The following is a 22108-nucleotide window of genomic DNA, read 5'->3' on the forward strand; positions in this document are numbered from 1 at the left end:
CCGCTCCTACCGAGTCAGTTGATGCTGTACCCACGGCCTTTCAGGCAAGCCCCCAGCGCCCGCTGATAGCTACACGGCGACCTGCCCTTGATCCAAGCCCATGTCCTCTGCGAGCAGGCGGCAGCGGCGATACATGGCAAGTATCCAAGGGCCGAAGTACTGGTACACGCCGACCCGGCGCACTGAGTATCGGTAGGAGCGGGCTTGCCCCGCGATGCGATTTAACTGAAAAACCGCAATCGCGGGCCAAGCCCTCTCCTACCGAGTCAGTTGATGCTGTACCCACGGCCTTTCAGGCAAGCCCCCAGCGCCCGCTGATAGCTACCCGGCGCCTGCTGCTGCGCCCAACCATCGCACTCATAGCGGTCCCTTGCCTGCTGATCAGTGCTCTGCCCAGCAGCGGGGTAGGCGATGACGTCGTCGCTGTTTCCTTGCGGGTTCACCACCATGAACTCGCGGCTGCCCTGCTGGTATTGGTAATAGGTGTCCGCCGCCAGGAAATACAGCACACCGTCAATCCGCACTTGTCGTGCGTCATTCGGTAACTGACCGATCCGAACGCCGTAAGGTGGTTTTACTACAACGTATTGGGGCCCCTGTGGGCGGTACCAATACCCTCCGGAATAGAAGTAGTCTTGGCCACGGTAAGGCACGCGCCAGTACTGATCGGGAAATCTATCAACAAGTTGCCCTGCTTGATAATGACGCCTTGGGATGTCCTGGTAATAACCGGGGCGTGGCGCTTGTGTCTGGCGCACTTCATCCGGACGCGACTGCAAAGGCGAGCTGCCCTGCTCCTGGGCCCCTACTGGCAGTGTCAGGCTCGCACACAGCACTGCCAGACATTTCACTCGCAACTTCATACCCGTTCTCTTGAGCCGTGATAGACACCAGATTATCGGCCGCGCCATAAAAAATCACAGGCAATAAAAAAGGGAGGCTTTAAGGCCTCCCTTTGAGAATTTTGTCCGTGCTCGACGCTTGTGACGTCGGCTCACCTCACGCTGTCTTGTGAACAGTGTGTAGCCCGGGGGCCGAGCACAACCCTGTTGGGTTGCTGGCCGCAACAGCCCAGATATGGCCTGTTGCAGTGGACTGATGTCCGGGCAGTGATTCTGTGTGTAAGCATAGGGCTAGAGCGGCAGCAGAGGATTGCTAAGATTGCTCAATCAAATATCACTTGCGCAATTTTTACCCAAGGATTGATAATTCAACGCAATCGAAATAGAAAAGGCATGTCCCATGAGCAAACTGGACCGCTACGACCTAAGCATTCTGGCCGAATTGCAGCGCGATGCGCGTATCTCTAACCAGGAACTGGCCGAACGCATCGGCCTGTCGCCTTCGCCGTGCTCGCGAAGGGTCAAACAACTGGAAGATGACGGCTACATTGCGCGCCAGGTCGCCCTGCTCGACCGTAAGAAACTGGGCTTGAGCCTGACCGCCTATGTATTGATCGGTATGGACCGCCACACCCCGGAACGCTTCGAGGCATTCGAAACGGCTATTCGCAATTTGCCACAAGTGCTTGAGTGCAGCCTGGTCACCGGGATGGACGCCGACTATCAGCTCAAGGTTGTCGTCCCCGACATGGACCACTACCAAAAGCTCCTGCTAGGGCACCTGACTCGCATCGAAGGCGTCACCAGCGTGCGTTCCAGCTTTGTGCTCAACCAGGTGCTGGCCAGCACCGAACTACCGTTGACGCACCTGCGTTAGTCAGACCGGAAAGTGGGGCGTATAATCGCGCGCCTCAACCTGCCGGAGAGAATCAATGGATCCTGCGTTGTTCGAAGAGTGGATGATGACCGTCCTGGTCACCATCCTGATTGGTTTCATGGGCTTTATTGTCTGGGACCTGGCGAAGAAATCCAAAGCCGGTAAGTTCGGCACTTTCATTCTGTTCTTCGTTCTTGGTCTGGGTGTACTCGCTTTCATCATCAAAAGCGTGGTTATCGGCTACATCGAAGGCGTCTAGCGCCGCGCCGGTACTTCCCGCCATTGCCCCTGATCGAGGCCGTCCAAGGTCCAGTCGCCGATCCGTACCCGTACCAGGCGCAGGGTCGGCAGACCGACCGCAGCGGTCATGCGCCGCACCTGACGGTTACGCCCTTCCTTGATTACCAGTTCCAGCCAACTGGTCGGCACGCTTTTGCGAAAGCGTACCGGTGGGTTACGCGGCCACAGCTGCGGCTCTTCAAGTTGCCGGGCCTGAGCAGGCAAGGTCGGCCCGTCATTGAGCACTACACCATCACGCAATGACTGCAGTTGCGCTTCGGTTGGCTCACCCTCCACCTGAACCCAATAGGTTTTCGCCAGCTTGTGCTTGGGGTCGGCGATACGCGCCTGCAACTGGCCATCGTTGGTCAGCAGCAGCAAACCTTCGCTGTCACGGTCCAGGCGCCCGGCCGGGTAGACGCCCGGAATATCAATGAAGTCCTTGAGGGTTGCGCGCCCTTCACCGTCGCTGAACTGGGTCAGTACGTCAAAAGGCTTGTTGAACAGGATCAACCGCGGCTCGGCCGGCGGCGCCTTGGGTTGGCGACGCGGGCCGGCGGGTTTGGCCGCGCCATGGCGCGGCTTGGAGCGAGGGGGTAACGGCATGGGGCCTCAGCGGAACGGCGGCTCGTCAAAACTGCGCAGTTTACGCGAGTGCAGCGAATGCAGCTCGGTACGCAGCAGATCCAGCGCGGCGATACCGATTTTCAGGTGCTGACTGACCGCCCGATTGTAGAAGGCATTGGCCGCGCCTGGCAGTTTGATTTCACTGTGCAGCGGTTTGTCTGAAACACAGAGCAAAGTGCCGTAAGGGACGCGCAAACGATAACCCTGCGCTGCGATCGTGCCACTTTCCATATCAACCGCTACCGCCCGCGACAGGTTGATCAACGGACGCTCCTGGGCCCAGCGCAGCTCCCAGTTACGGTCGTCATAGGTCAACACAGTGCCAGTACGCAGGCGTTTTTTCAGCTCATCGCCACGCTCGCCGGTCACTTGCGCTGCAGCTTCTTGCAGTGCCAGTTGCACCTCGGCCAGGGCTGGAATCGGAATATGCGGCGGCACCACGCGGTCAAGAATGCCGTCACGACGCATGTAAGCGTGGGCCAGCACATAGTCACCGATGGTCTGCGACTGCCGCAGCCCGCCACAGTGGCCAATCATCAGCCAGCAGTGTGGCCGCAGCACCGCCAGGTGGTCGGTGATGTTTTTGGCGTTGGATGGACCAACGCCGATGTTGACCAGGGTAATGCCATCGCCATCGGCAGCAATCAGGTGATAGGCGGGCATCTGATAACGGTGCCAGACCACCCCCGCCACCAGCGCCTGGGCTTCGCCGTTGTCCATGCTCTTTTCAATGATCACATTGCCCGGCAGCACCATGCGCACGAAACGCGGATCATTGCGCAATTGCTCAAGACCATGGGTGACAAACTGGTCGACATAGCGGTGGTAGTTGGTCAGCAGGATCCACGGCTGTACATGGCGCCAGTCACTGCCGGTGTAATGCACCAGGCGGCGCAGGGAGAAGTCCACACGCGCGGCATCGAACAGCGCCAGCGGCAACGGATCGACGTTGGCCCAATCATGCAGGCCATCAGCGATGCCATCTGTGGCGGCAGACAGGTCAGTGCTGGGGAACACCCGCGCCAGCGCCGCAGCGGTAATCCCGCTACCGGCGAGTTCATCGCCCTGCTCGACCACATAGGGGTAAGGAATGTTCTGCTGACTGACGCCGACCTCAACTTTCACGGTGAAATCGCGCATCAGCGGCTTGAGCTGTTCCAGCAGGTAGTTACGGAAGGCTGCTGGCTGGGTCACGGTGACACTGTAGGTGCCCGGTGTCTGGACCTTGGCGTAGGCACGTGTGGTGGCTGGCACCTCGCCGTGGTACTCGTAAGTCAGGCGTAATTCCGGATAGCGAAACATTGCCCGCTCGTCGGCATCGGGCTCGGTGCGGTCCTTGAGGTAGCGCTTGAGCGCCTGACTCAAGGCCGCGGTGGCTTTCTCGTGCAGGCTCGCCAAATGCTCGACGGCCTGCTCGGCGGTTTCTACGACAACGAAGGCTTCATCAGTACGACTCACAATGTACTTCCTGTCTGACATGCATGCCCCCATCTTGCCTATATATTCAGGCAAAGGCACGCTTGTTAGAGCGGCCAGTTAGGTGTCGACCGTGCCACTAATTCGCCAACATCGATCCCCCGTGGCAGCACGCCGTAGACGCGACCACTGCCGCCGAGGCGGCTGCCGATAAACGCATCACTGACCGTGCTGTTGCCGGCCTCCAGTAACAGCTTGGCCTGTAAGCCCAGGGCTATGTCTTCGGTCAGCTGCCGCGCGCGATACTGAATGTCATCCGTATCGGCAAACGCTGCTTTAAGGTTGCCGATGTGCACCGCCAGCCGCGGGTCGCCATGGCCGTCGCCCAGCTCATCAAACAGCGCTTCCAGCACGCCGGGCTCCTTGGACAAGGCGCGCAGCACATCCAGGCACTGCACGTTACCCGAACCTTCCCAGGTCGAGTTGACCGGTGCCTCGCGATACAAGCGCGGCAGGATGCTGTCTTCCACATACCCGGCGCCGCCCATGCATTCGGCAGCTTCGTTGATCATCGCCGGTGCACGCTTGCAGATCCAATACTTGCCCACCGCCGTTACCAAGCGCGCAAACCGCGCTTGTTGCGAGTCATCCGGCTGATCCAGGGCATGCCCCATGCGCAGGCTCAGTGCCAGGGCGGCTTCGCTCTCCAGCGCCAGATCTGCCAGGACGTTCTGCATCAGCGGCTGCTCAGCCAGCAGGCGCCCACCCACCTGGCGGTGAGCACAATGGTGTGCGGCCTGAGTCAATGCCTGACGCATCAGGGCGCTGGAGCCCACCATGCAGTCGAAACGGGTCATTGCCACCATTTCAATGATGGTCGGCACGCCGCGTCCTTCCTCACCGATCATCCATGCCAGGGTACCGCGAAACTCCACTTCGCTGGAAGCGTTCGAGCAGTTACCCAATTTGTTTTTCAGGCGCTGAATGTAGAACTGATTGCGGCTGTCATCCGGGCGATGGCGTGGCAACAGGAAGCAACTCAGACCCTTTTCAGTTTGCGCCAGGGTGAGAAACGCATCGCACATCGGCGCCGAACAGAACCACTTGTGGCCGACCAGCTCATAGGCCTGTCCCGGCCCTGCAGCCGCCACCGGATAGGCTCGAGTGGTGTTGGCGCGAACATCGGTGCCGCCCTGCTTTTCGGTCATGGCCATGCCGATGGTCACCCCGACTTTGTGCTTGTCACCGACATTACGTGGATCGTATTCGGTGGCCAGCACCTTGGGCAGCCAGTATTCGGCCAGTTCCGGCTGCAGCTTGAGCGCGGGCACCGCTGCAAAGGTCATGGTCAGCGGGCATCCACTGCCGGCTTCCGCCTGACTGTGCAGGTAAGTCATCGAAGCGCGGGCAACGTGGGCGCCTGGGCGCGGGTCAGTCCAGGGCAGTGACGGCAGGCCATGCTCAATAGCCGTGCGCATCAGCTCATGGTACGCCGGATGAAACTCCACCAGATCGATACGATGGCCGTAGCGATCATGGCTGCTGAACTGCGGCTTGTTCTGGTTGGCCAGAAAACCTGCTGCCATCAGTGGCCCACCCGCCAGTGCCCCGTAGGCATCAATCCGGGCTTGCGCCCAACCTGCGCCAAAATGCTGCGACCATTGCTGCAAAGGCAGGTCAATGCGATAGAGGTTGGCCCCGTCCAGCGATGGCGGTTGATTGGTGACTTCGTGAGTTTCAGCGTACTGGTGCAGGTTCATCGGGGGGCCTCCTGGATCCGGACGTGACTGATAATTCAGTGAATCACGCCCCTCCCCCCGGTCAAAGTGACAAAAACGCCTAACTAGCCGCGATTTAACCCGTGTCGGGTGAGCGCGTGGGGTTGGCTCAAGGCTAGGCTCAGGACCAGTTCGAAGCGGCTGCCCAGCCCCGGATTGGACTCATGCTGCAGGCGCGCGCCAATCAGGTCAGCCAGATGCCGGCAAATCGCTAAGCCGATGCCCAGCCCGCCATACTGGCGGCTCATGGAGCCATCCACCTGGAAAAAGCGCTGATACAGCCCGGGCTCGGCAAGACGGTCAAAACCGATGCCGCTGTCGCTGACACTGATGATCAAGCCAAGCACGTCCGGCCCCTGCAAGCCCCCGCGAACTTCAATCACCACGCCACCCTGATGGGTGAACTTGATGCCGTTGTCGAGCAGATAACTGATGCACAAGGCCAGTTTATGCCGGTCGCCTATCAGCATTTCGGGCAAATCGGCGGGGGTGTCCAGGCTCAAGTACAGCCCCTTGCTCAGCGCCGAGGCGGCGTACTTGCTACGCACTTCCTGCAGCAAACCACGCAGGCCGAACGGCTCATTCTGCGCTCTGAGGCGGCCAGCCTGCAGTTCGGTAAGGATCAGGATGTTGTCGACCATGCCCATCATGTCCTGGGCGGCGGCACTGGCGGTGTGCTGGTATTGGGCCAGCTCATAGTCCATGGGCATGGTTTGCATCAGCTCAAGCGAACCAATGACACCGTTCATCGGTGTACGCAGCTCGTGGGTAACGGTGGCCAGGAATTCGTCTTTCAAACGGTTGCTGTTGGCCAGTTGCTGATTGAGCACTTCCAGCGCCCGACCCGTTTCGCGCAGTGCCTGAGCCTGCTGGTCACGCATGCTGTTGATACGGTCCGCCAGCGCCAGTGACAGCAGGCAGACTTCCAGGGCCGAGCCAATCTGGCTGGCATACATGGTCAGGAACACATTCGGCAGGTAGCCGAGCACCATCAGGGTGTTGACCAAACCGCCGATCAAGAACGCCGTCCAGGCGATGATGAAGTAACGGGCCACTCGCAAGCCACGCCACCAGGCATATACGCCAGCAGTAAAAATACACACGGTGAACAGCAAGGCCAGGATCGTGGCCAGGCGCAGGGCAATGCCATAGCTGCTGATCAGCGACAAGACCATGACCAGCCCGCCACTGGCCATCAACACTTTGAGCACGCCATCGAAAATGCGGTTGTGCTGGGCCATTTGCAAGAAGGTTCGGGCAAATTGGCAGCCAAACAATCCCGACGCGCCGATGAACAGTGGCGTGGCGGCATTGGCCCACCACGGGTTGTCTGGCCAAAAGTACGCGACACCGGCGCCATTGACCGACACCTGGTAGAGGCCGAACGAGGCGATATAGAGGATGTAATAGAGGTAGCTGGTGTCACGCACGCTGAGGTAGATGAACAGGTTGTAAACCAGCATCCCCAGCAATACGCCATAAATCAGGCCGAGCACATAAAGGCGGGTCGGCTGCTCTTCAAGGTACGCCTCGGTCGACCACAAGGTCAGCGGTGCCTGAATCGAGCCTTGGCTGTGCAAGCGCAAATACGCTGTGGTGGTTTGGCCGGGGTTGAAAGGTAATTCAAACAGGTAATTGTTCTGCTCGATCTGGCGGCTGGCATACGGCAGTGCATCACCGGTGCGCTGGGCCAGGCGGAACGTGCCACTGCTATCGGGCAAGTAGAGTTCGAGGTGATCCAGCGGCGGGTAGGCCAACTCCAGCAACCAGCTGCGAGGCGCAGCCGTAGGCAGTGCGGTATAGCGTAAGTCGAGTTTGATCCAGAACACCGACGTGGAGTAGCCGGCGTTCAACACGTCGGCCTGGTGCGTACGGAACTGCTCACTGAACGAAGGAGCGCTCACCTGCGCAATGCTGGCGTTGCCATCGCGATCCTCGAACACCTGCATCACCCGCCCCAAGGGCAAGCTGCGGGTTGAGTCGTCGAAGTCGACCGCCGTGGCCAGTAGTGGCAACCAGCCCAGCACAACAATCAGCAAATAGCGCATACAGCCCCAGCATGGTCTGTCCCGGTCGTGTCGCGCAGGCCTCCTGTCCGTTTGAGGCGACGCGATCCGGCAGTAACCGTTATCAATTGTTCGAGCACTCTAGCATAGCTTTTCATCGCTTCCAGACGCCACATAAAATTTTGAAGAAAAGGCTCTAGCACGGCATTTACAGCGATTAAAAAAACAATTTTCTGACCACTTGATCAAAAAAGCTTGGCGCAGGGGCAGACCCGACAAAAGCGTTTGATGGTAAGCTCGCGCACCATGAATACCTACAGCTCCCGCCCCGTTGTCCTCTGTCTCTCCGGCCACGACCCCAGTGGCGGTGCCGGCTTGCAGGCAGATATCGAAGCCCTGATTGCCCAAGGCTGTCACGCTGCGCCCACCGTGACCGCCCTGACCGTTCAGGATACCGTCAATGTCAGTGACTTCCGCGTCCTCGACCGCGAGTGGGTACTGGCCCAGGCCAACGCCGTGCTTACCGATTCAACGGTAGCGGCCGTCAAACTGGGCATGCTCGGCTCGCTGGAAATGGTCGACACCGTCGTCGAACTGCTCAGCGCCCATCCTCATTTGCCACTGGTCTGCGACCCGGTACTGCGTGCCGGCGGTGGTGGCCGTCTGGGTAAAGATGAAGTCGGCTACGCCATGCGTGAGCGGCTACTGCCACTGGCGACGATCGCCACCCCTAACCTCCCTGAAGCCCGCATTCTCGCAGAGCTGCCTGATGGCACCGCCGACGAGTGCGCAGAAAAACTGCTGCCTTTTGTCAGACACCTGTTGATCACCGGCGGTCACGGTGACGAGCACGAAATCCATAACCGCCTGTACAGCCGCGACGGCCAACGCCACACCTGGACCTGCCAGCGCCTGCCTGGCAGCTACCACGGCTCGGGTTGCACCCTGGCCAGTGCGCTGGCCGGTCGCCTGGCCCTGGGTGAACAGCTGGAAAGCGCGGTACGCTCGGCACTGGATTACACCTGGCGCACGTTGCGCGATGCCGAACAACTGGGCAAAGGCCAATATGTGCCCCGTCGCCTTCCCCTGGATTTCTGCTCCTGAGCCCGAGGCCCTAGATGAAGCTCCGCGGTCTGTATGCCATCACTGATAGCCAACTGCTGGCTGGTAAGTTTCTGCCCTATGTCGAAGCGGCCCTTGAAGGCGGCCTGACCTTGCTGCAATACCGTGACAAAAGCGAAGACCAGGCGCGCCGCCTGCGGGAAGCCGAGTCACTGGCCGAACTCTGTGCGCGCTACAAGACGCCGCTGATCATCAATGATGATGCCGAGCTGGCAGCGCGTCTGGGTGTCGGCGTTCATCTGGGCCAGACCGATGGCCCACTGACCCCGGCGCGTACCTTGCTCGGGCGTCAGGCAATCATCGGCTCAACCTGCCACGCCCAGCTGGAGCTGGCTGAGCAGGCGGCCCGCGAAGGCGCCAGCTACGTCGCTTTTGGCCGCTTCTTCAATTCCGTAACCAAACCGGGCGCGCCAGCAGCCGATACGGCCTTGCTGGAGCAAGCACGCTCCCGGCTCAAATTGCCGATCTGCGCGATCGGTGGCATCACCCTGGACAACGCCGCCCCGCTGGTCGCCCATGGCGCCGACCTGTTGGCGGTGATTCACGGCCTGTTCGGCGCTGACAGCACGCAGGAAGTCACCCGTCGTGCCCGCGCCTTCAACGCCCTGTTCGCATCTGCCTGATTGAGAGAGCCCATCATGTCTCGTTCCGAAACCCTGTTCGCCAACGCCCAGAAGCATATCCCCGGGGGCGTCAACTCGCCGGTGCGGGCGTTCAAGAGCGTTGGCGGCACACCGCTGTTCTTCAAGCATGCCGAAGGTGCCTACGTTACTGACGAAGACGACAAACGCTACGTTGATTACGTGGGCTCCTGGGGCCCGATGATCCTCGGCCACAGCCACCCGGACGTACTCGACTCCGTGCGCAAGCAACTGGAACACGGCCTGTCTTATGGCGCGCCAACCGCCATGGAAACCGAGATGGCCGACCTGGTCTGCTCGATCGTGCCGTCGATGGAAATGGTGCGCATGGTCAGTTCCGGCACCGAAGCGACCATGAGCGCCATTCGTCTGGCCCGTGGTTATACCGGCCGTGACAGCATCATCAAGTTCGAAGGTTGCTACCACGGCCACTCCGATAGCTTGCTGGTAAAAGCCGGTTCCGGTCTGCTGACTCAAGGCGTACCAAGCTCCGCCGGCGTGCCTGCTGCCTTCGCCAAACACACTCTGACTCTGCCCTTCAACGACATCGACGCTGTCGAGAAAATGCTCGCTGAAGTGGGTCAGGACGTTGCCTGCATCATCGTTGAGCCGGTGGCCGGCAACATGAATTGCGTACCGCCTGCGCCTGGCTTCCTCGAAGGCTTGCGTTCGCTGTGCGACAAACACGGCGTGGTATTGATTTTCGACGAAGTGATGACCGGTTTCCGTGTAGCCCTGGGCGGTGCCCAGGCGCATTACGGTGTTACCCCTGACCTGTCGACCTTCGGCAAAATCGTCGGCGGTGGCATGCCAGTCGGCTGCTTCGGTGGCAAGCGCTCGATCATGGAACAGATTGCTCCGCTGGGCCCGGTTTATCAGGCCGGTACCCTGTCGGGTAACCCGCTGGCCATGGCCGCCGGCCTGACTACCCTTAAACTGATCAGCCGCCCGGGCTTCCACGACGAGCTGAGCAACTACACCAGCCGCCTGCTCGACGGTCTGCAGCAGCGCGCCGATGCTGCTGGCATCCCGTTCGTCACCACCCAGGCAGGCGGCATGTTCGGTCTGTACTTCAGCGGTGCTGACGATATCGTCACCTTCGAAGACGTGATGGCCAGCGATGCCGAGCGCTTCAAGCGGTTCTTCCACCTGATGCTTGAAGGCGGCGTGTACCTGGCGCCAAGTGCATTTGAAGCAGGTTTCACCTCGATCGCCCATGGCGAAACCGAGCTGAAAATCACCTTGGATGCTGCTGAGCGGGCTTTCGCTAAACTCTGATGCTGGACTGATCGCGGGGCAAGCCCGCTCCTACAGAGGATAATGTAGGAGCGGGCTTGCCCCGCGATGAAGAGAAAATCGAGTAAAGACTTTGTAAGGTAGGCGCTGCTTAACCCATAATGTGCCACCAGACACTTTGGCCGCAGCTTTGCAGAGGTAAGTCGATCCCCATGAACCGCACCGGCCGCGCCCTCGCCCTGGGCTGCCTGTTGCTTCTTCAGCCCCTGCTGGCCCTGGCAGGCGGTAACTCGTTGCTGATTCCAGCAACGGGCCGCTGCACCCTCAATTCCCAGCCCGAAGACTTGCCCCAAGCCCTGGCCGCCTGCCAGCAGGCTGCTCAGCAAGGCGACGCGCAAGCCCAATACGAACTGGGCGAGTTCTATTATGAGGGCACCAATACCCCTCGCGACCTCAAACAAGCCCTGAACTACTTCGAGCAGGCCTCGCTGCAAGGCCACGCCCAGGCCCAGTACCGCTTGGGCACCATGTTCTTCAAAGGTGAAGGTGTCGCAGCCAACAACGTGCAAGCCTACATCGTGCTGAAGATGGCTGCCGTCAATGGTGCTGAAGATGCGCTGGACCTGGCCGACGAGGTCTCCGAGCAAATGCCTCGTGAAGACTTGGAGGTGGCAACCCAGGTGCTGGGGCAGATTTTCCGCAAGTACCTGCTGGAACTGCAGACCGCCGAAGGGCGCACCCCCTTCTCGCCACTTCCCTGAAACCCGGGGTTATTTTTCCGGCATTGGCATCGGAAACGGCATCACGTTGCTGACACCACGGGCTTCGCTGATCTTCGGAGTGCCCAAGCGTTCGACTTCATCAATGCGCACGATCGAGTGCATCGGCACAAAACTGCGCGTCACGCCTTCGAACTGAGCCTTGAGCTTTTCTTCGCTCGGGTCAACCACCACCTGGGTGCGCTCACCGAAGACAAACTCTTCGATTTCAAGGAAGCCCCACAGATCACTCTGGTAGATCTGCTTGGCATACATCTCAAACACCTGACCCTGATTGAGAAAGATTACTTTGTAGATAGGCGCTTCGCGTTTGCTCATTTCGGCGGGGACAGTCACAGGTTGTAAAGAAAGCGCAAACTATAACATAGCCCCCAATCCGAGAACGCTAGGATCCGCCGCACCTCCCCCCTATAATGTGCGGTTCTTCGAATTACCTGATGATCTCCCATGGCCAAGAAGCTTTACATCGAAACCCACGGTTGCCAAATGAACGAGTACGACAGCTCGCGCATGGTCGACTTGCTGGGTGAACATCAAGCCCTGGAGGTCACAGCGCGGGCCGAAGACGCCGACGTGATCCTGCTCAACACCTGCTCGATCCGCGAGCGAGCCCAAGACCGGGTGTACTCCCAGCTGGGCCGCTGGCGTGAACTGAAAGACCAGAACCCTGACATGGTGATCGCCGTCGGTGGTTGCGTGGCCAGCCAGGAAGGCGAATCCATCCGTAAGCGTGCGCCGTACGTTGACGTGGTGTTTGGCCCGCAAACCTTGCACCGCCTGCCGGAAATGATCGATGCCGCACGCACCACCCGCCTGCCTCAGGTGGATGTCTCTTTCCCGGAAATCGAAAAGTTCGACCACCTGCCCGAGCCCCGCATCGACGGGCCAACCGCCTATGTCTCGGTCATGGAAGGCTGTAGCAAGTACTGCACCTTCTGTGTGGTGCCGTACACCCGCGGCGAAGAAGTCAGCCGGCCGTTCGACGATGTCTTGTCTGAAGTCATCCACCTGGCCGAAAACGGCGTGCGTGAAATCACCCTGCTGGGGCAGAACGTCAACGGCTATCGCGGTCAGACCCACGACGGTCGCCTGGCGGACCTGGCCGAGCTGATCCGCGTGGTAGCTGCCGTCGATGGCATCGACCGTATCCGTTACACCACGTCGCACCCGCTGGAATTCTCCGACAGCCTGATCCAGGCCCACGCCGAGGTTCCCGAGCTGGTCAAACACCTGCACTTGCCGGTGCAGTCAGGCTCCGACCGCGTGCTGGCAGCCATGAAACGCAACCACACCATCCTTGAGTACAAGTCCAAGCTGCGCAAACTCAAGGCAGCCGTACCGGGTATCTGCATCAGCTCGGACTTCATCGTTGGCTTCCCCGGCGAAACCGAGAAAGACTTTGAGCAAACCATGAAGCTGGTTGCCGAGGTTGGCTTCGATTTCTCCTACTCGTTCGTCTACAGCCAGCGTCCGGGCACCCCGGCCTCCGACCTGCCCGACGACACCTCGGAAGAGGTGAAAAAGGAGCGGCTCAAAGCCCTGCAGCACCGCCTCGATACCCAAGGCTTCGAGATCAGCCGACAAATGGTCGGGACGATCCAGCGCATTCTGGTCACCGACTACTCGCGCCGCGACCCCGGCCAACTGCAGGGGCGCACCGAGAATAACCGTATCGTCAACTTCCGCTGCGACAATCCGAAGCTGATCGGCCAGTTCGTCGATATTCACATCGACGACGCCCGCCCGCATTCGCTGTTCGGTTCGCTGGCGCAGTAACCTGTCCTACCGGGCCTGATTACAGGCCCGGCGACCCTTGATCGTTTCAGCGCTTTCGCCCTGCAGCGGCTAGGGTTATCCTTGAGTCCATCTCCATTGCCGTTGGGCGGCTGAAAAACGACCTTGAACGCACCCATAGAACCTCATCGTTTCATCCTCGAACCCTTCGAGGCCCATCGCTTCGCCAATCTGTGCGGGCAGTTCGACGAGCATTTGCGCTTGATCGAGCAGCGCCTGGCTATCGAAATCCGCAACCGCGGCAATCAGTTCGAATTGATCGGCGAACCCAAGCACACCTCCTCTGCCGAGCAACTGCTGCGCCGCCTCTATCGCGAGGCCAAGGCCACCGAGCTGTCGCCGGAAATGGTTCACCTGTTCCTGCAGGAGTCTGCGGTCGAACAGCTGGAGCATCCAGCCGTCAACGAAGTCAGTGTGTCTCTGCGTACACGCAAGGGCACGATTCGCCCACGCGGGGTGAATCAGCAGCGTTACGTGAAGGAAGTCCTCGCTAACGACATCAACTTCGGCATTGGCCCGGCGGGTACCGGCAAAACGTACCTGGCAGTGGCCTGTGCAGTCGACGCCCTGGAGCGTGAGCAGGTGCGCCGCATTCTGCTGGTGCGCCCGGCGGTAGAAGCGGGCGAAAAGCTCGGCTTCCTGCCTGGCGACCTGGCCCAGAAAATCGACCCGTACCTACGCCCGCTGTACGACGCCTTGTACGAAATGCTCGGCTTCGAGCATGTGGCCAAACTGATCGAGCGCCAGGTCATCGAGATTGCGCCGCTGGCCTACATGCGCGGTCGCACTCTGAACAATAGCTTCATCATCCTCGATGAGAGCCAGAACACCACGGTCGAACAAATGAAGATGTTCCTGACCCGTATCGGTTTCGGCTCCACCGCAGTCATCACCGGCGACATCACTCAGGTCGACCTGCCACGCGGCACCAAATCGGGCCTGTCGCACGTGATTGAAGTGCTCAAAGACGTGCCAGGCATCAGTTTCACCCACTTCCAGCCCAAAGATGTGGTTCGCCACCCACTGGTGCAACGCATCGTCGAGGCCTACGAGCGCTTTGACAACCGCCCGCAAGAATCTGGCGAAGGCATTAAACGCGATGCTTGAACTCGATCTACAGCTGGCAAGCGATGCCCCGCACCCACGTGAAGAACAGTTCCGCCAATGGTGTGAGCTGGCCCTGCGCCAGCGCACGGCCGATTCGGAAATGACCATCCGCCTGGTGGACGAGGCCGAAGGCCGTGAGCTCAATCACACCTACCGGCACAAAGACTACGCCACCAATGTGCTGTCTTTCCCGGCCGACGTCCCCGACGACATGCTCGACATCCCGCTGCTGGGCGACCTGGTGATCTGCATCGCTGTGGTCGAGCGCGAAGCTGCCGAACAGGGCAAGTCGCTGGAGGCACATTGGGCGCATCTGGTCATTCATGGCTGCCTGCACCTGCTGGGCTACGACCACATCGATGACGATGAGGCCGAAGAAATGGAAGCCCTGGAACGAGAATTGCTGGCTGAATTGGGTCATCCGGACCCTTACGCCGACGACGAACACGACACATCCCACACTGATATCTGCAAGGATCACGAGTAACCGCCATGAGCGAAGATCGATCGAGCAACGGGCAAAAGTCCTGGCTGGGCAAACTGACCCAGGCTTTTGCCCATGAGCCGAAAAACCGCCAGGAGCTCCTTGAGCTGCTGCGCGAAGCCCATCAGAACAAACTGCTCGACAGCGAGGCGCTGACCATCGTTGAAGGCGCCATCCAGGTTGCCGACCTGCAAGTACGCGACATCATGGTCCCGCGCTCGCAAATGATCAGCATCAAGGCCACGCAGTCGCCTCGCGAGTTCCTGCCAGCGGTGATCGACGCTGCGCACTCGCGCTACCCGGTAGTCGGCGAAAGCCATGACGATGTGCTGGGTGTGTTGCTGGCCAAAGACCTGCTACCCCTGATCCTCAAAGAGAACGGCGGCAGTTTCAACATCAAAGACCTGCTGCGCCCGGCCACCTTCGTGCCCGAGTCCAAGCGCCTGAACGTGCTGCTGCGCGAGTTCCGCGCCAACCACAACCACATGGCCATCGTCATTGACGAATACGGCGGTGTGGCGGGCCTGGTGACCATCGAAGACGTGCTCGAACAGATCGTCGGCGACATCGAAGACGAACACGACGTCGAGGAAGACAGCTACATCAAGCCATTGCCCAGCGGCGACTTCCTGATCAAGGCACTGACGCCAATCGAAAACTTCAACGAGTTCTTCGACAGCCAGTTCTCTGACGATGAGTTCGACACGGTTGGCGGCCTGGTCATGAGCGCCTTTGGCCACTTGCCAAAACGTAACGAGACCACCGAAATCGGCCCTTACCGCTTCCGCATTCTCAATGCCGACAGCCGCCGGATCCACTTGCTGCGACTGACCCCTATCACCCGTTAAGGACAACCATGCGCTGGATCACCCGCCCCGGCTGGCCCGGTAACCTGCTGGCCGTGGCGGCCGGTGCAATCACCACCCTGGCGCTGGCGCCGTTCGACATCTGGCCGCTGGCATTGCTGGCGGCGGGTTTGTTCTACCTCGGTCTGCGTGAGCTGAGCCCACGCCAGGCGCTGGGCCGAGGCTGGTGTTTCGGCTTCGGCCTGTATGCCGCAGGCACCAGCTGGATCTACGTCAGCATCAACACCTATGGCGGCGCTACGCCTCTACTGGCAACCGGCCTGTTGGTGGCATTCTTCGCCGCCATTGCCTGGTTCTTTGCCCTGCCTGCCTGGCTTTGGGCACGCTGGCTGCGGCGCAACGAAGCACCACTGGCCGACGCCTTGTGCTTCGCCGCGCTGTGGGTTGGCCAGGAAGCCTTCCGCGGCTGGTTCCTCACCGGCTTCCCGTGGTTGTACTCCGGTTACAGTCAACTCGACGGCCCACTTTCCGGCCTGGCCCCGGTTGGTGGCATGTGGCTGATCTCCTTCTGTATTGCGCTTTGCGCCGCCCTGCTATGCAACTTGCCGCGTCTGCGCGCGCGCAAGCCGTTCCTGGCAGTGGCGATCGTATTGTTGGTCGCGCCCTGGTTGGTGGGTTTGAGTCTCAAAAACCACGCCTGGACCGAACCTGCCGGTAAGCCGCTGACGGTTGCCGCTCTGCAAGGCAACATCGAGCAGGAACTTAAGTGGAACCCCGAGCACGTCAATGCCCAACTGGCCTTGTACCGGGACATGAGCTTCAGTTCCAAGCCAGTTGATCTGCTGGTCTGGCCGGAAACAGCGGTTCCTGTGCTAAAAGAGCAGGCCCAAGGCTATCTGGACATGATGGGCAGCTTCGCCGCCGACCGTCATTCCGCGCTGATCACCGGTGTGCCAGTACGTGAAGTGGTGCATCAGCAACGTCGCTACTACAACGGCATCACGGTAACCGGCGAAGGCGACGGCACATATCTGAAACAGAAGCTGGTGCCTTTCGGCGAGTACGTCCCCTTGCAAGACATGCTCCGTGGCCTGATCGCCTTCTTCGACTTGCCGATGTCGGACTTTGCCCGCGGCCCGGCAGACCAGCCCCTGCTGCAGGCCAAGGGATATCAGATTGCACCGTATATCTGCTACGAAGTGGTCTATCCGGAATTCGCGGCCAGCCTGGCTGCACGCAGCGACATCCTCCTGACCATCAGCAACGACACCTGGTTCGGCACCTCGATCGGCCCGCTGCAACACCTGCAGATGGCCCAGATGCGCGCACTGGAGGCCGGCCGCTGGATGATTCGCGCCACCAACAACGGCGTCACCGGCCTGATCGATCCATTCGGCCGCATCACCGCGCAGATCCCGCAGTTCGAGCGCGGCATCCTTTACGGTGAAGTGGTACCGATGCAGAAACTCACGCCGTACCTGGAGTGGCGCTCCTGGCCGCTGGTGATTGTCTGCGTCCTGCTATTCGGCTGGGCGCTGTTGGCCAGCCGGGTAGCCAAAACCGTCTAGTAGAACACCCGGTAACCGAGCAGGCCGACTGCCTCATTGAGCAGTTGGCCGCTCTGCCAGATAGATTTGCTCTCTGGCAGCCAGCCTCCGAACGGCCGGGCATGGTCACGCCCCAGAAAGCCCACTGGGGCCGGTACCACGGTAAACCCCGCTTGTTCGAAGCTCCAGCGCGAGCGCGGCATATGCCATGCCTGAGTCACCACCACCACGCGCTTGATACCCTCCGGCAGTAAGATCTGAGCACTCATCTGGGCGTTTTCCCAGGTGGTGTGACTGCGCTCTTCCTTCCAGCGCACACTTACCCCCAGATCGCGCTGCAGGGCATCGGCCATCAACTGGGCTTCGCTGGGTGGTGTGCCGTAATGCAAGCCACCGGTGGTCAGCAAGGGTAAACCTGAGGCTTTGGCCAACTGCGCGGCATACCGCATGCGCTCCATGGCCACACCGGTGGGTTGATCAACGGAATCCCAGGCCAGATCACCCCGCTCGCGCCCTGCCCCCAGAATAACGATGGCGTCAGCCTGTTCAGCAAGGTGCGCCCATTGCTGCTGGCTCAAGGCGGATTCGGTTTCCAGTAAACGCGCACTGCGCTCGACGACAATCGGCAGGCTCATCGCCCACAAGCCACCCAGCCCCAGAACAAAGCACAGGGCAGACAGTCGCGGCCAGGAACGACGTAACCACCAGGCTGCTATCAACAGCAGGAACAACACCCCGGGCGGCAGGATCATTTGTTTGATCAAATAGCGAATGGGCACACGGCACCTCCTTGGAGATGCGCAGCCTAAGAGGATCGACACCTGGCAACAATAGTCAGATGCCGATCATCTGGTTTCAGGAACATTTCCAAAGAGAGCGCACTCCGCATTGCGCCTGGAAATCCGGACGACTATTTGAACTGCAGCGCCCTGGATTTTGCCGTGGGGGTGGAGCGCTTCTTGTCCTTGAGCCAGACCACACTGGCCGAAGGTGACGGCTCCGTTAGCTGTGCGCCAGAGCATCCATGCCTGCCTTCTGGAAGGGAGTCCAGATAGGCCTTGATTACATCGAATTCAGCGCGGCTAAGGCCACGCAGTTCCAATTCAGCAGGCACTTCATCGCGCAATCGAACCGAGGTTTTGGCCACTTCCAAGGCCAACCCCAAGCGATCGATCAGGCGTTCGTAAAGCTCCGGTTTTGTTACGTGAAGCTGTGAATCTCCCATCCGTTCACCTCATTGAAGATAAAATATCTCCCCCCACAAGTGAGCTTAGCGTCACTCGCAAAAGCAGCCGGGCGCTGCGACCAACGGCCCGCAGCCGCACAGGCGGTGCAATCAGGGTTTCCCTCGATGGACAGGGGTCATGTATGCTAGGCCGTTCACCATTTTGACACCGGATTGCCGATGCAGCGTTTTTTCCGCTGCCTGGATAAGGTCTCCCATTTCTAAGCGCAAAGTAGCCATGCACGAACTCTATCAGCCCCGCGAAATCGAAGCCGCCGCCCAGACGTACTGGGATGAGCAAAAGTCGTTTGAAGTCAGTGAACAGCCAGGCAAGGAGTCCTACTACTGCCTATCGATGTTCCCGTACCCAAGCGGCAAGCTACACATGGGCCACGTGCGCAACTACACCATCGGTGACGTGATCGCCCGTTACCAGCGCATGCAGGGCAAGAACGTCCTGCAACCCATGGGTTGGGACGCCTTTGGCATGCCGGCTGAAAACGCCGCGATGAAGAACAACGTCGCGCCGGCAAAATGGACTTACGAAAACATCGAATACATGAAGACCCAGCTCAAGAGCCTGGGCCTGGCATTCGACTGGTCGCGCGAAGTCACCACCTGCAAACCGGATTACTACCGCTGGGAACAGTGGCTGTTCACCCGCCTGTTCGAAAAAGGCGTGATCTACCGTAAAAACGGTACCGTGAACTGGGACCCGGCCGATCAGACCGTACTGGCTAACGAGCAGGTCATCGACGGCCGTGGCTGGCGTTCGGGCGCGCTGATCGAGAAGCGCGAAATCCCGATGTACTACTTCAAGATCACCGACTATGCCGACGAGCTGCTGGAAAGCCTCGACGAGTTGCCGGGCTGGCCTGAACAGGTCAAGACCATGCAGCGCAACTGGATCGGCAAGTCCCGTGGCATGGAAGTCCAGTTCCCTTACGATCAGGCCAGCATTGGCCACGCCGGGGCGCTGAAAGTCTTCACCACCCGTCCTGATACCCTGATGGGTGCCACTTATGTCGCCGTCGCGGCTGAACACCCGCTGGCCACCCAGGCTGCTCAAGGCAACCCGCAGCTGCAGGCGTTCATCGACGAGTGCAAGAGCGGCAGCGTCGCCGAAGCCGACGTCGCCACCCAGGAGAAAAAAGGCCTGGCCACTTCGCTGTTCGTCGAGCACCCACTGACCGGCGAAAAACTGCCGGTATGGGTCGCCAACTACGTGCTGATGCACTACGGCGATGGCGCAGTAATGGCAGTTCCGGCTCACGACGAGCGTGACTTTGAGTTTGCCAAGAAGTACAACCTGCCGTTCAAAGCAGTGGTGCGCACCAGCCTGGGCGACGAAGTCGCTGCCGAGTGGGATGCTGCCTGCGGCGAGCACGGCGTTCTGATCAACTCCGGTGAATTCGACGGCCTGGACTTCCCAGGCGCATTCGATGCCATCGAAGTGGCACTGATCAAGAAAGAACTTGGCAAGTCGCGCACCCAGTTCCGCCTGCGCGACTGGGGCATCAGCCGTCAGCGCTACTGGGGCTGCCCGATCCCGATCATCCACTGCCCATCCTGTGGCGATGTGCCGGTACCTGAAGATCAACTGCCGGTCACCCTGCCTGAAGATGTGGTACCCGATGGTGCCGGTTCGCCACTGGCGCGCATGCCAGCGTTCTACGAGTGCACCTGCCCGAAATGCGGCACGGCGGCCAAGCGTGAAACCGACACCATGGACACCTTCGTCGAATCGTCCTGGTACTTCGCCCGCTACGCCTCGCCAAACTACGAGGGTGGCCTGGTCGATCCGAAAGCGGCCAACCACTGGCTGCCCGTCGACCAGTACATCGGTGGTATCGAACACGCGATCCTGCACCTGTTGTACGCGCGCTTCTTCCACAAGCTGATGCGCGATGAAGGCCTGGTGACCTCCAACGAGCCGTTCAAGAACCTGCTGACCCAGGGTATGGTCGTTGCCGAAACCTACTACCGTGTTGCCAGCAACGGCGGTAAAGACTGGTTCAACCCGGCTGACGTCGAAGTCGAGCGTGACGCCAAGGCCAAGATCATCGGCGCCCGCCTGAAAACCGACGGCCTGCCGGTCGAGATCGGCGGCACCGAGAAGATGTCCAAGTCCAAGAACAACGGCGTTGACCCGCAGGCGATGATCGAAGCCTATGGCGCCGACACCTGCCGTCTGTTCATGATGTTCGCCTCGCCGCCCGACATGAGCCTGGAATGGTCCGACTCCGGCGTCGAAGGTGCTAGCCGCTTCCTGCGTCGCGTATGGCGTCTGGCCCAGGCTCATGTCAGCCAGGGCCTGCCAGGCAAGCTGGATGTGGCTAGCCTGGACGACGCACAGAAAGTGATCCGCCGCGCCACTCATGCAGCGATCAAACAAGCCAGCATCGACGTCGGCCAGTTCCACAAGTTCAACACTGCCATCGCCCAAGTGATGACCCTGATGAACGTGCTGGAAAAGGCTCCGCAAGCCAGCGAACAAGACCGCGCCCTGCTGCAGGAAGGCCTGGAAGCCGTCGCCTTGCTGCTGGCCCCGATCACCCCGCACATCAGCCACGAGCTGTGGCATCGCCTGGGCCACCAGGGTGCGGTGATCGATGCTGGCTGGCCGGCAGTAGACGAAAGCGCTCTGGTTCAGGACAGCATCGTGCTGGTCATTCAGGTCAACGGCAAATTGCGCGGGCAGATCGAAATGCCAGCCGGCGCAAGCCGTGAAGAAGTCGAAGCGGCGGCGCGCAGCAACGAGAACGTGCTGCGCTTCACCGAAGGCCTGAGCATCCGCAAGGTCATCGTGGTACCGGGCAAGCTGGTCAACATCGTCGCCAACTGACAGGAATACCGGCCCGTCTGAACCGCGGGCCGGTGCACAGAATCGGCCCACAAGGGAGCAACAAGATGATCAAACGCAATCTGCTGGTAATGGGCCTGGCTGTCATGCTCAGCGCCTGCGGTTTCCAGCTGCGTGGTACCGGCAACAGTGAACTGAGCATCAAGGAACTGGACGTCAGCGCACGCAACGCCTACGGCGAGACTGTCACCCAACTGCGTCAGGCCCTGAAAAACAGCGGCGTCAATGTACACACTGGCGCACCGTACCGACTGGTTCTGACCAACGAAGCCGAATCCCAGCGCGCAGCCACCTACTCCGGCTCCGGCAGCACCGCCGAGTATGAGCTGACCACCGTGCTGAGCTACAGCATCAATGGCTTGAACAACACCAACTTGCTGAACGACAAGCTCGAAGTCCGCAAGGTCTACGTCTACGACGGCAACAACATCACCGGCGGTGACCAGGACGCAGCACAAACCCGCGAGGAAATGCGTCGTGACCTGGTGCAGAGCATGATGGTTCGCCTGCAACTGCTGACCCCAAGCCAGCTCGACCAGCTGCAGCAAGAAGCCGATGCCCGTGCCAAGGCTGAAGCTGAAGCCGTAGAAGCCGCTCGTCGCGCTCAAGACGAAACGCCTCAGCAGTCGCCACTGCAACTGCCGATCAACTGAGCCTGAACGGGGCACTTCGGTGCCCC

Annotated in this window: 22 protein-coding genes; 14 read left to right on the forward strand and 8 right to left on the reverse strand. The window is 60.2% G+C overall.

What is annotated here, in order from left to right:
• Positions 1-81: 81 nt before the first annotated feature.
• Positions 82-186 (forward strand): hypothetical protein, encoded by a 105-nt coding sequence (locus E1573_RS26925; RefSeq protein WP_371925123.1) that lies wholly within the window; start codon positions 82-84, stop codon positions 184-186.
• An 80-nt stretch (positions 187-266) separates the two neighbouring features.
• On the opposite strand, the gene E1573_RS02610 is transcribed toward E1573_RS26925, so the two are convergent.
• Entirely contained in the window at positions 267-863 is a 597-nt protein-coding gene (locus E1573_RS02610) for a DUF6515 family protein (protein WP_133210384.1), read from the reverse strand.
• A 379-nt stretch (positions 864-1242) separates the two neighbouring features.
• On the opposite strand from E1573_RS02610, the gene E1573_RS02615 reads away from it, so the two are divergent.
• Both E1573_RS02615 and E1573_RS02620 read left to right on the forward strand, forming a co-directional pair.
• Positions 1243-1719, forward strand: a complete 477-nt coding sequence (locus tag E1573_RS02615; RefSeq protein WP_045182667.1) for an Lrp/AsnC family transcriptional regulator — start codon at positions 1243-1245, stop codon at positions 1717-1719.
• A gap of 55 nt (positions 1720-1774) precedes the next feature.
• Positions 1775-1978 carry a DUF2788 domain-containing protein gene (locus E1573_RS02620; RefSeq protein WP_133210386.1) on the forward strand — a complete coding sequence of 68 codons (204 nt, stop codon included), beginning with the start codon at positions 1775-1777 and terminating at the stop codon, positions 1976-1978.
• On the opposite strand, the gene E1573_RS02625 is transcribed toward E1573_RS02620, so the two are convergent.
• The 4 genes from E1573_RS02625 to E1573_RS02640 form a co-directional block, all read right to left on the reverse strand.
• Positions 1975-2604: a pseudouridine synthase gene (locus E1573_RS02625; RefSeq protein WP_133210388.1), complete on the reverse strand. Its 630-nt coding sequence runs from the start codon at positions 2602-2604 to the stop codon at positions 1975-1977. The genes E1573_RS02620 and E1573_RS02625 overlap by 4 nt on opposite strands.
• Positions 2605-2610: 6 nt before the next feature.
• A complete protein-coding gene (amn, locus tag E1573_RS02630) occupies positions 2611-4116 on the reverse strand; it encodes an AMP nucleosidase (protein ID WP_133210735.1) in 1506 nt (501 codons plus the stop codon).
• 32 nt (positions 4117-4148) lie between these two features.
• On the reverse strand, positions 4149-5801 hold the full coding sequence (locus E1573_RS02635; RefSeq protein WP_133210390.1) for an acyl-CoA dehydrogenase family protein: 1653 nt from the start codon (positions 5799-5801) through the stop codon (positions 4149-4151).
• Positions 5802-5884: 83 nt separating this feature from the next.
• The gene (locus E1573_RS02640; RefSeq protein WP_133210392.1) at positions 5885-7867 is read right to left on the reverse strand and encodes a hybrid sensor histidine kinase/response regulator; all 1983 of its coding nucleotides are present in this window, start codon (positions 7865-7867) and stop codon (positions 5885-5887) included.
• Positions 7868-8131: 264 nt separating this feature from the next.
• Here E1573_RS02640 and E1573_RS02645 point away from each other — a divergent pair, with 264 nt between their 5' ends.
• The 4 genes from E1573_RS02645 to E1573_RS02660 all read left to right on the forward strand — a co-directional run bounded on the left by E1573_RS02645 (position 8132) and on the right by E1573_RS02660 (position 11585).
• The gene (locus E1573_RS02645) at positions 8132-8929 is read left to right on the forward strand and encodes a hydroxymethylpyrimidine/phosphomethylpyrimidine kinase (protein ID WP_133210394.1); all 798 of its coding nucleotides are present in this window, start codon (positions 8132-8134) and stop codon (positions 8927-8929) included.
• A 14-nt stretch (positions 8930-8943) separates the two neighbouring features.
• Entirely contained in the window at positions 8944-9570 is a 627-nt protein-coding gene (gene thiE, locus E1573_RS02650) for a thiamine phosphate synthase (RefSeq protein WP_133210396.1), read from the forward strand.
• A gap of 15 nt (positions 9571-9585) precedes the next feature.
• Entirely contained in the window at positions 9586-10866 is a 1281-nt protein-coding gene (hemL, locus tag E1573_RS02655) for a glutamate-1-semialdehyde 2,1-aminomutase (RefSeq protein ID WP_133210398.1), read from the forward strand.
• A 170-nt stretch (positions 10867-11036) separates the two neighbouring features.
• Complete coding sequence (locus E1573_RS02660; RefSeq protein WP_133210400.1) at positions 11037-11585, forward strand: tetratricopeptide repeat protein; 549 nt, start codon at positions 11037-11039, stop codon at positions 11583-11585.
• Between the two features lie 9 nt (positions 11586-11594).
• On the opposite strand, the gene E1573_RS02665 is transcribed toward E1573_RS02660, so the two are convergent.
• Positions 11595-11921: a DUF1820 family protein gene (locus E1573_RS02665; RefSeq protein WP_133210402.1), complete on the reverse strand. Its 327-nt coding sequence runs from the start codon at positions 11919-11921 to the stop codon at positions 11595-11597.
• A gap of 129 nt (positions 11922-12050) precedes the next feature.
• On the opposite strand from E1573_RS02665, the gene miaB reads away from it, so the two are divergent.
• The 5 genes from miaB to lnt all read left to right on the forward strand — a co-directional run bounded on the left by miaB (position 12051) and on the right by lnt (position 17362).
• On the forward strand, positions 12051-13379 hold the full coding sequence (gene miaB / locus E1573_RS02670; protein ID WP_133210404.1) for a tRNA (N6-isopentenyl adenosine(37)-C2)-methylthiotransferase MiaB: 1329 nt from the start codon (positions 12051-12053) through the stop codon (positions 13377-13379).
• A gap of 123 nt (positions 13380-13502) precedes the next feature.
• Positions 13503-14504 (forward strand): PhoH family protein, encoded by a 1002-nt coding sequence (locus tag E1573_RS02675; protein WP_133210406.1) that lies wholly within the window; start codon positions 13503-13505, stop codon positions 14502-14504.
• Positions 14497-14991 (forward strand): rRNA maturation RNase YbeY, encoded by a 495-nt coding sequence (gene ybeY / locus E1573_RS02680; RefSeq protein WP_133210408.1) that lies wholly within the window; start codon positions 14497-14499, stop codon positions 14989-14991. The genes E1573_RS02675 and ybeY overlap by 8 nt, the downstream gene beginning before the upstream one ends.
• 5 nt (positions 14992-14996) lie before the next feature.
• Complete coding sequence (locus E1573_RS02685; protein WP_133210410.1) at positions 14997-15836, forward strand: HlyC/CorC family transporter; 840 nt, start codon at positions 14997-14999, stop codon at positions 15834-15836.
• An 8-nt stretch (positions 15837-15844) separates the two neighbouring features.
• The gene (gene lnt, locus E1573_RS02690; RefSeq protein ID WP_133210412.1) at positions 15845-17362 is read left to right on the forward strand and encodes an apolipoprotein N-acyltransferase; all 1518 of its coding nucleotides are present in this window, start codon (positions 15845-15847) and stop codon (positions 17360-17362) included.
• On the opposite strand, the gene E1573_RS02695 is transcribed toward lnt, so the two are convergent.
• Together E1573_RS02695 and E1573_RS02700 are read right to left on the reverse strand one after the other, a co-directional pair.
• Positions 17359-18120: a YdcF family protein gene (locus E1573_RS02695; protein WP_133210414.1), complete on the reverse strand. Its 762-nt coding sequence runs from the start codon at positions 18118-18120 to the stop codon at positions 17359-17361. The two genes, lnt and E1573_RS02695, sit on opposite strands and share 4 nt — an antisense overlap.
• A gap of 131 nt (positions 18121-18251) precedes the next feature.
• Positions 18252-18566 carry a hypothetical protein gene (locus E1573_RS02700; RefSeq protein ID WP_133210416.1) on the reverse strand — a complete coding sequence of 105 codons (315 nt, stop codon included), beginning with the start codon at positions 18564-18566 and terminating at the stop codon, positions 18252-18254.
• 238 nt (positions 18567-18804) lie between these two features.
• On the opposite strand from E1573_RS02700, the gene leuS reads away from it, so the two are divergent.
• Together leuS and lptE are read left to right on the forward strand one after the other, a co-directional pair.
• Positions 18805-21411: a leucine--tRNA ligase gene (leuS, locus tag E1573_RS02705; RefSeq protein WP_133210418.1), complete on the forward strand. Its 2607-nt coding sequence runs from the start codon at positions 18805-18807 to the stop codon at positions 21409-21411.
• 65 nt (positions 21412-21476) lie between these two features.
• Positions 21477-22082, forward strand: a complete 606-nt coding sequence (gene lptE, locus E1573_RS02710; RefSeq protein ID WP_133210420.1) for an LPS assembly lipoprotein LptE — start codon at positions 21477-21479, stop codon at positions 22080-22082.
• The last annotated feature ends 26 nt before the right edge of the window (positions 22083-22108 follow it).

Source organism: Pseudomonas sp. H9 (assembly GCF_004353925.1).
Classification (GTDB): domain Bacteria; phylum Pseudomonadota; class Gammaproteobacteria; order Pseudomonadales; family Pseudomonadaceae; genus Aquipseudomonas.

Coding starts and splice junctions, on each gene's coding strand:
- E1573_RS02635 (WP_133210390.1), bottom strand. CDS start 5,801: ATGAACCTGCACCAGTACGCTGAAACTCACGAAGTCACCAATCAACCG.
- E1573_RS02685 (WP_133210410.1), top strand. CDS start 14,997: ATGAGCGAAGATCGATCGAGCAACGGGCAAAAGTCCTGGCTGGGCAAA.
- E1573_RS02665 (WP_133210402.1), bottom strand. CDS start 11,921: ATGAGCAAACGCGAAGCGCCTATCTACAAAGTAATCTTTCTCAATCAG.
- lptE (WP_133210420.1), top strand. CDS start 21,477: ATGATCAAACGCAATCTGCTGGTAATGGGCCTGGCTGTCATGCTCAGC.
- E1573_RS02640 (WP_133210392.1), bottom strand. CDS start 7,867: ATGCGCTATTTGCTGATTGTTGTGCTGGGCTGGTTGCCACTACTGGCC.
- ybeY (WP_133210408.1), top strand. CDS start 14,497: ATGCTTGAACTCGATCTACAGCTGGCAAGCGATGCCCCGCACCCACGT.
- E1573_RS02660 (WP_133210400.1), top strand. CDS start 11,037: ATGAACCGCACCGGCCGCGCCCTCGCCCTGGGCTGCCTGTTGCTTCTT.
- E1573_RS02625 (WP_133210388.1), bottom strand. CDS start 2,604: ATGCCGTTACCCCCTCGCTCCAAGCCGCGCCATGGCGCGGCCAAACCC.
- E1573_RS02610 (WP_133210384.1), bottom strand. CDS start 863: ATGAAGTTGCGAGTGAAATGTCTGGCAGTGCTGTGTGCGAGCCTGACA.
- E1573_RS02620 (WP_133210386.1), top strand. CDS start 1,775: ATGGATCCTGCGTTGTTCGAAGAGTGGATGATGACCGTCCTGGTCACC.
- miaB (WP_133210404.1), top strand. CDS start 12,051: ATGGCCAAGAAGCTTTACATCGAAACCCACGGTTGCCAAATGAACGAG.
- hemL (WP_133210398.1), top strand. CDS start 9,586: ATGTCTCGTTCCGAAACCCTGTTCGCCAACGCCCAGAAGCATATCCCC.
- lnt (WP_133210412.1), top strand. CDS start 15,845: ATGCGCTGGATCACCCGCCCCGGCTGGCCCGGTAACCTGCTGGCCGTG.
- leuS (WP_133210418.1), top strand. CDS start 18,805: ATGCACGAACTCTATCAGCCCCGCGAAATCGAAGCCGCCGCCCAGACG.
- amn (WP_133210735.1), bottom strand. CDS start 4,116: ATGGGGGCATGCATGTCAGACAGGAAGTACATTGTGAGTCGTACTGAT.
- E1573_RS02645 (WP_133210394.1), top strand. CDS start 8,132: ATGAATACCTACAGCTCCCGCCCCGTTGTCCTCTGTCTCTCCGGCCAC.
- E1573_RS02615 (WP_045182667.1), top strand. CDS start 1,243: ATGAGCAAACTGGACCGCTACGACCTAAGCATTCTGGCCGAATTGCAG.
- E1573_RS02700 (WP_133210416.1), bottom strand. CDS start 18,566: ATGGGAGATTCACAGCTTCACGTAACAAAACCGGAGCTTTACGAACGC.
- thiE (WP_133210396.1), top strand. CDS start 8,944: ATGAAGCTCCGCGGTCTGTATGCCATCACTGATAGCCAACTGCTGGCT.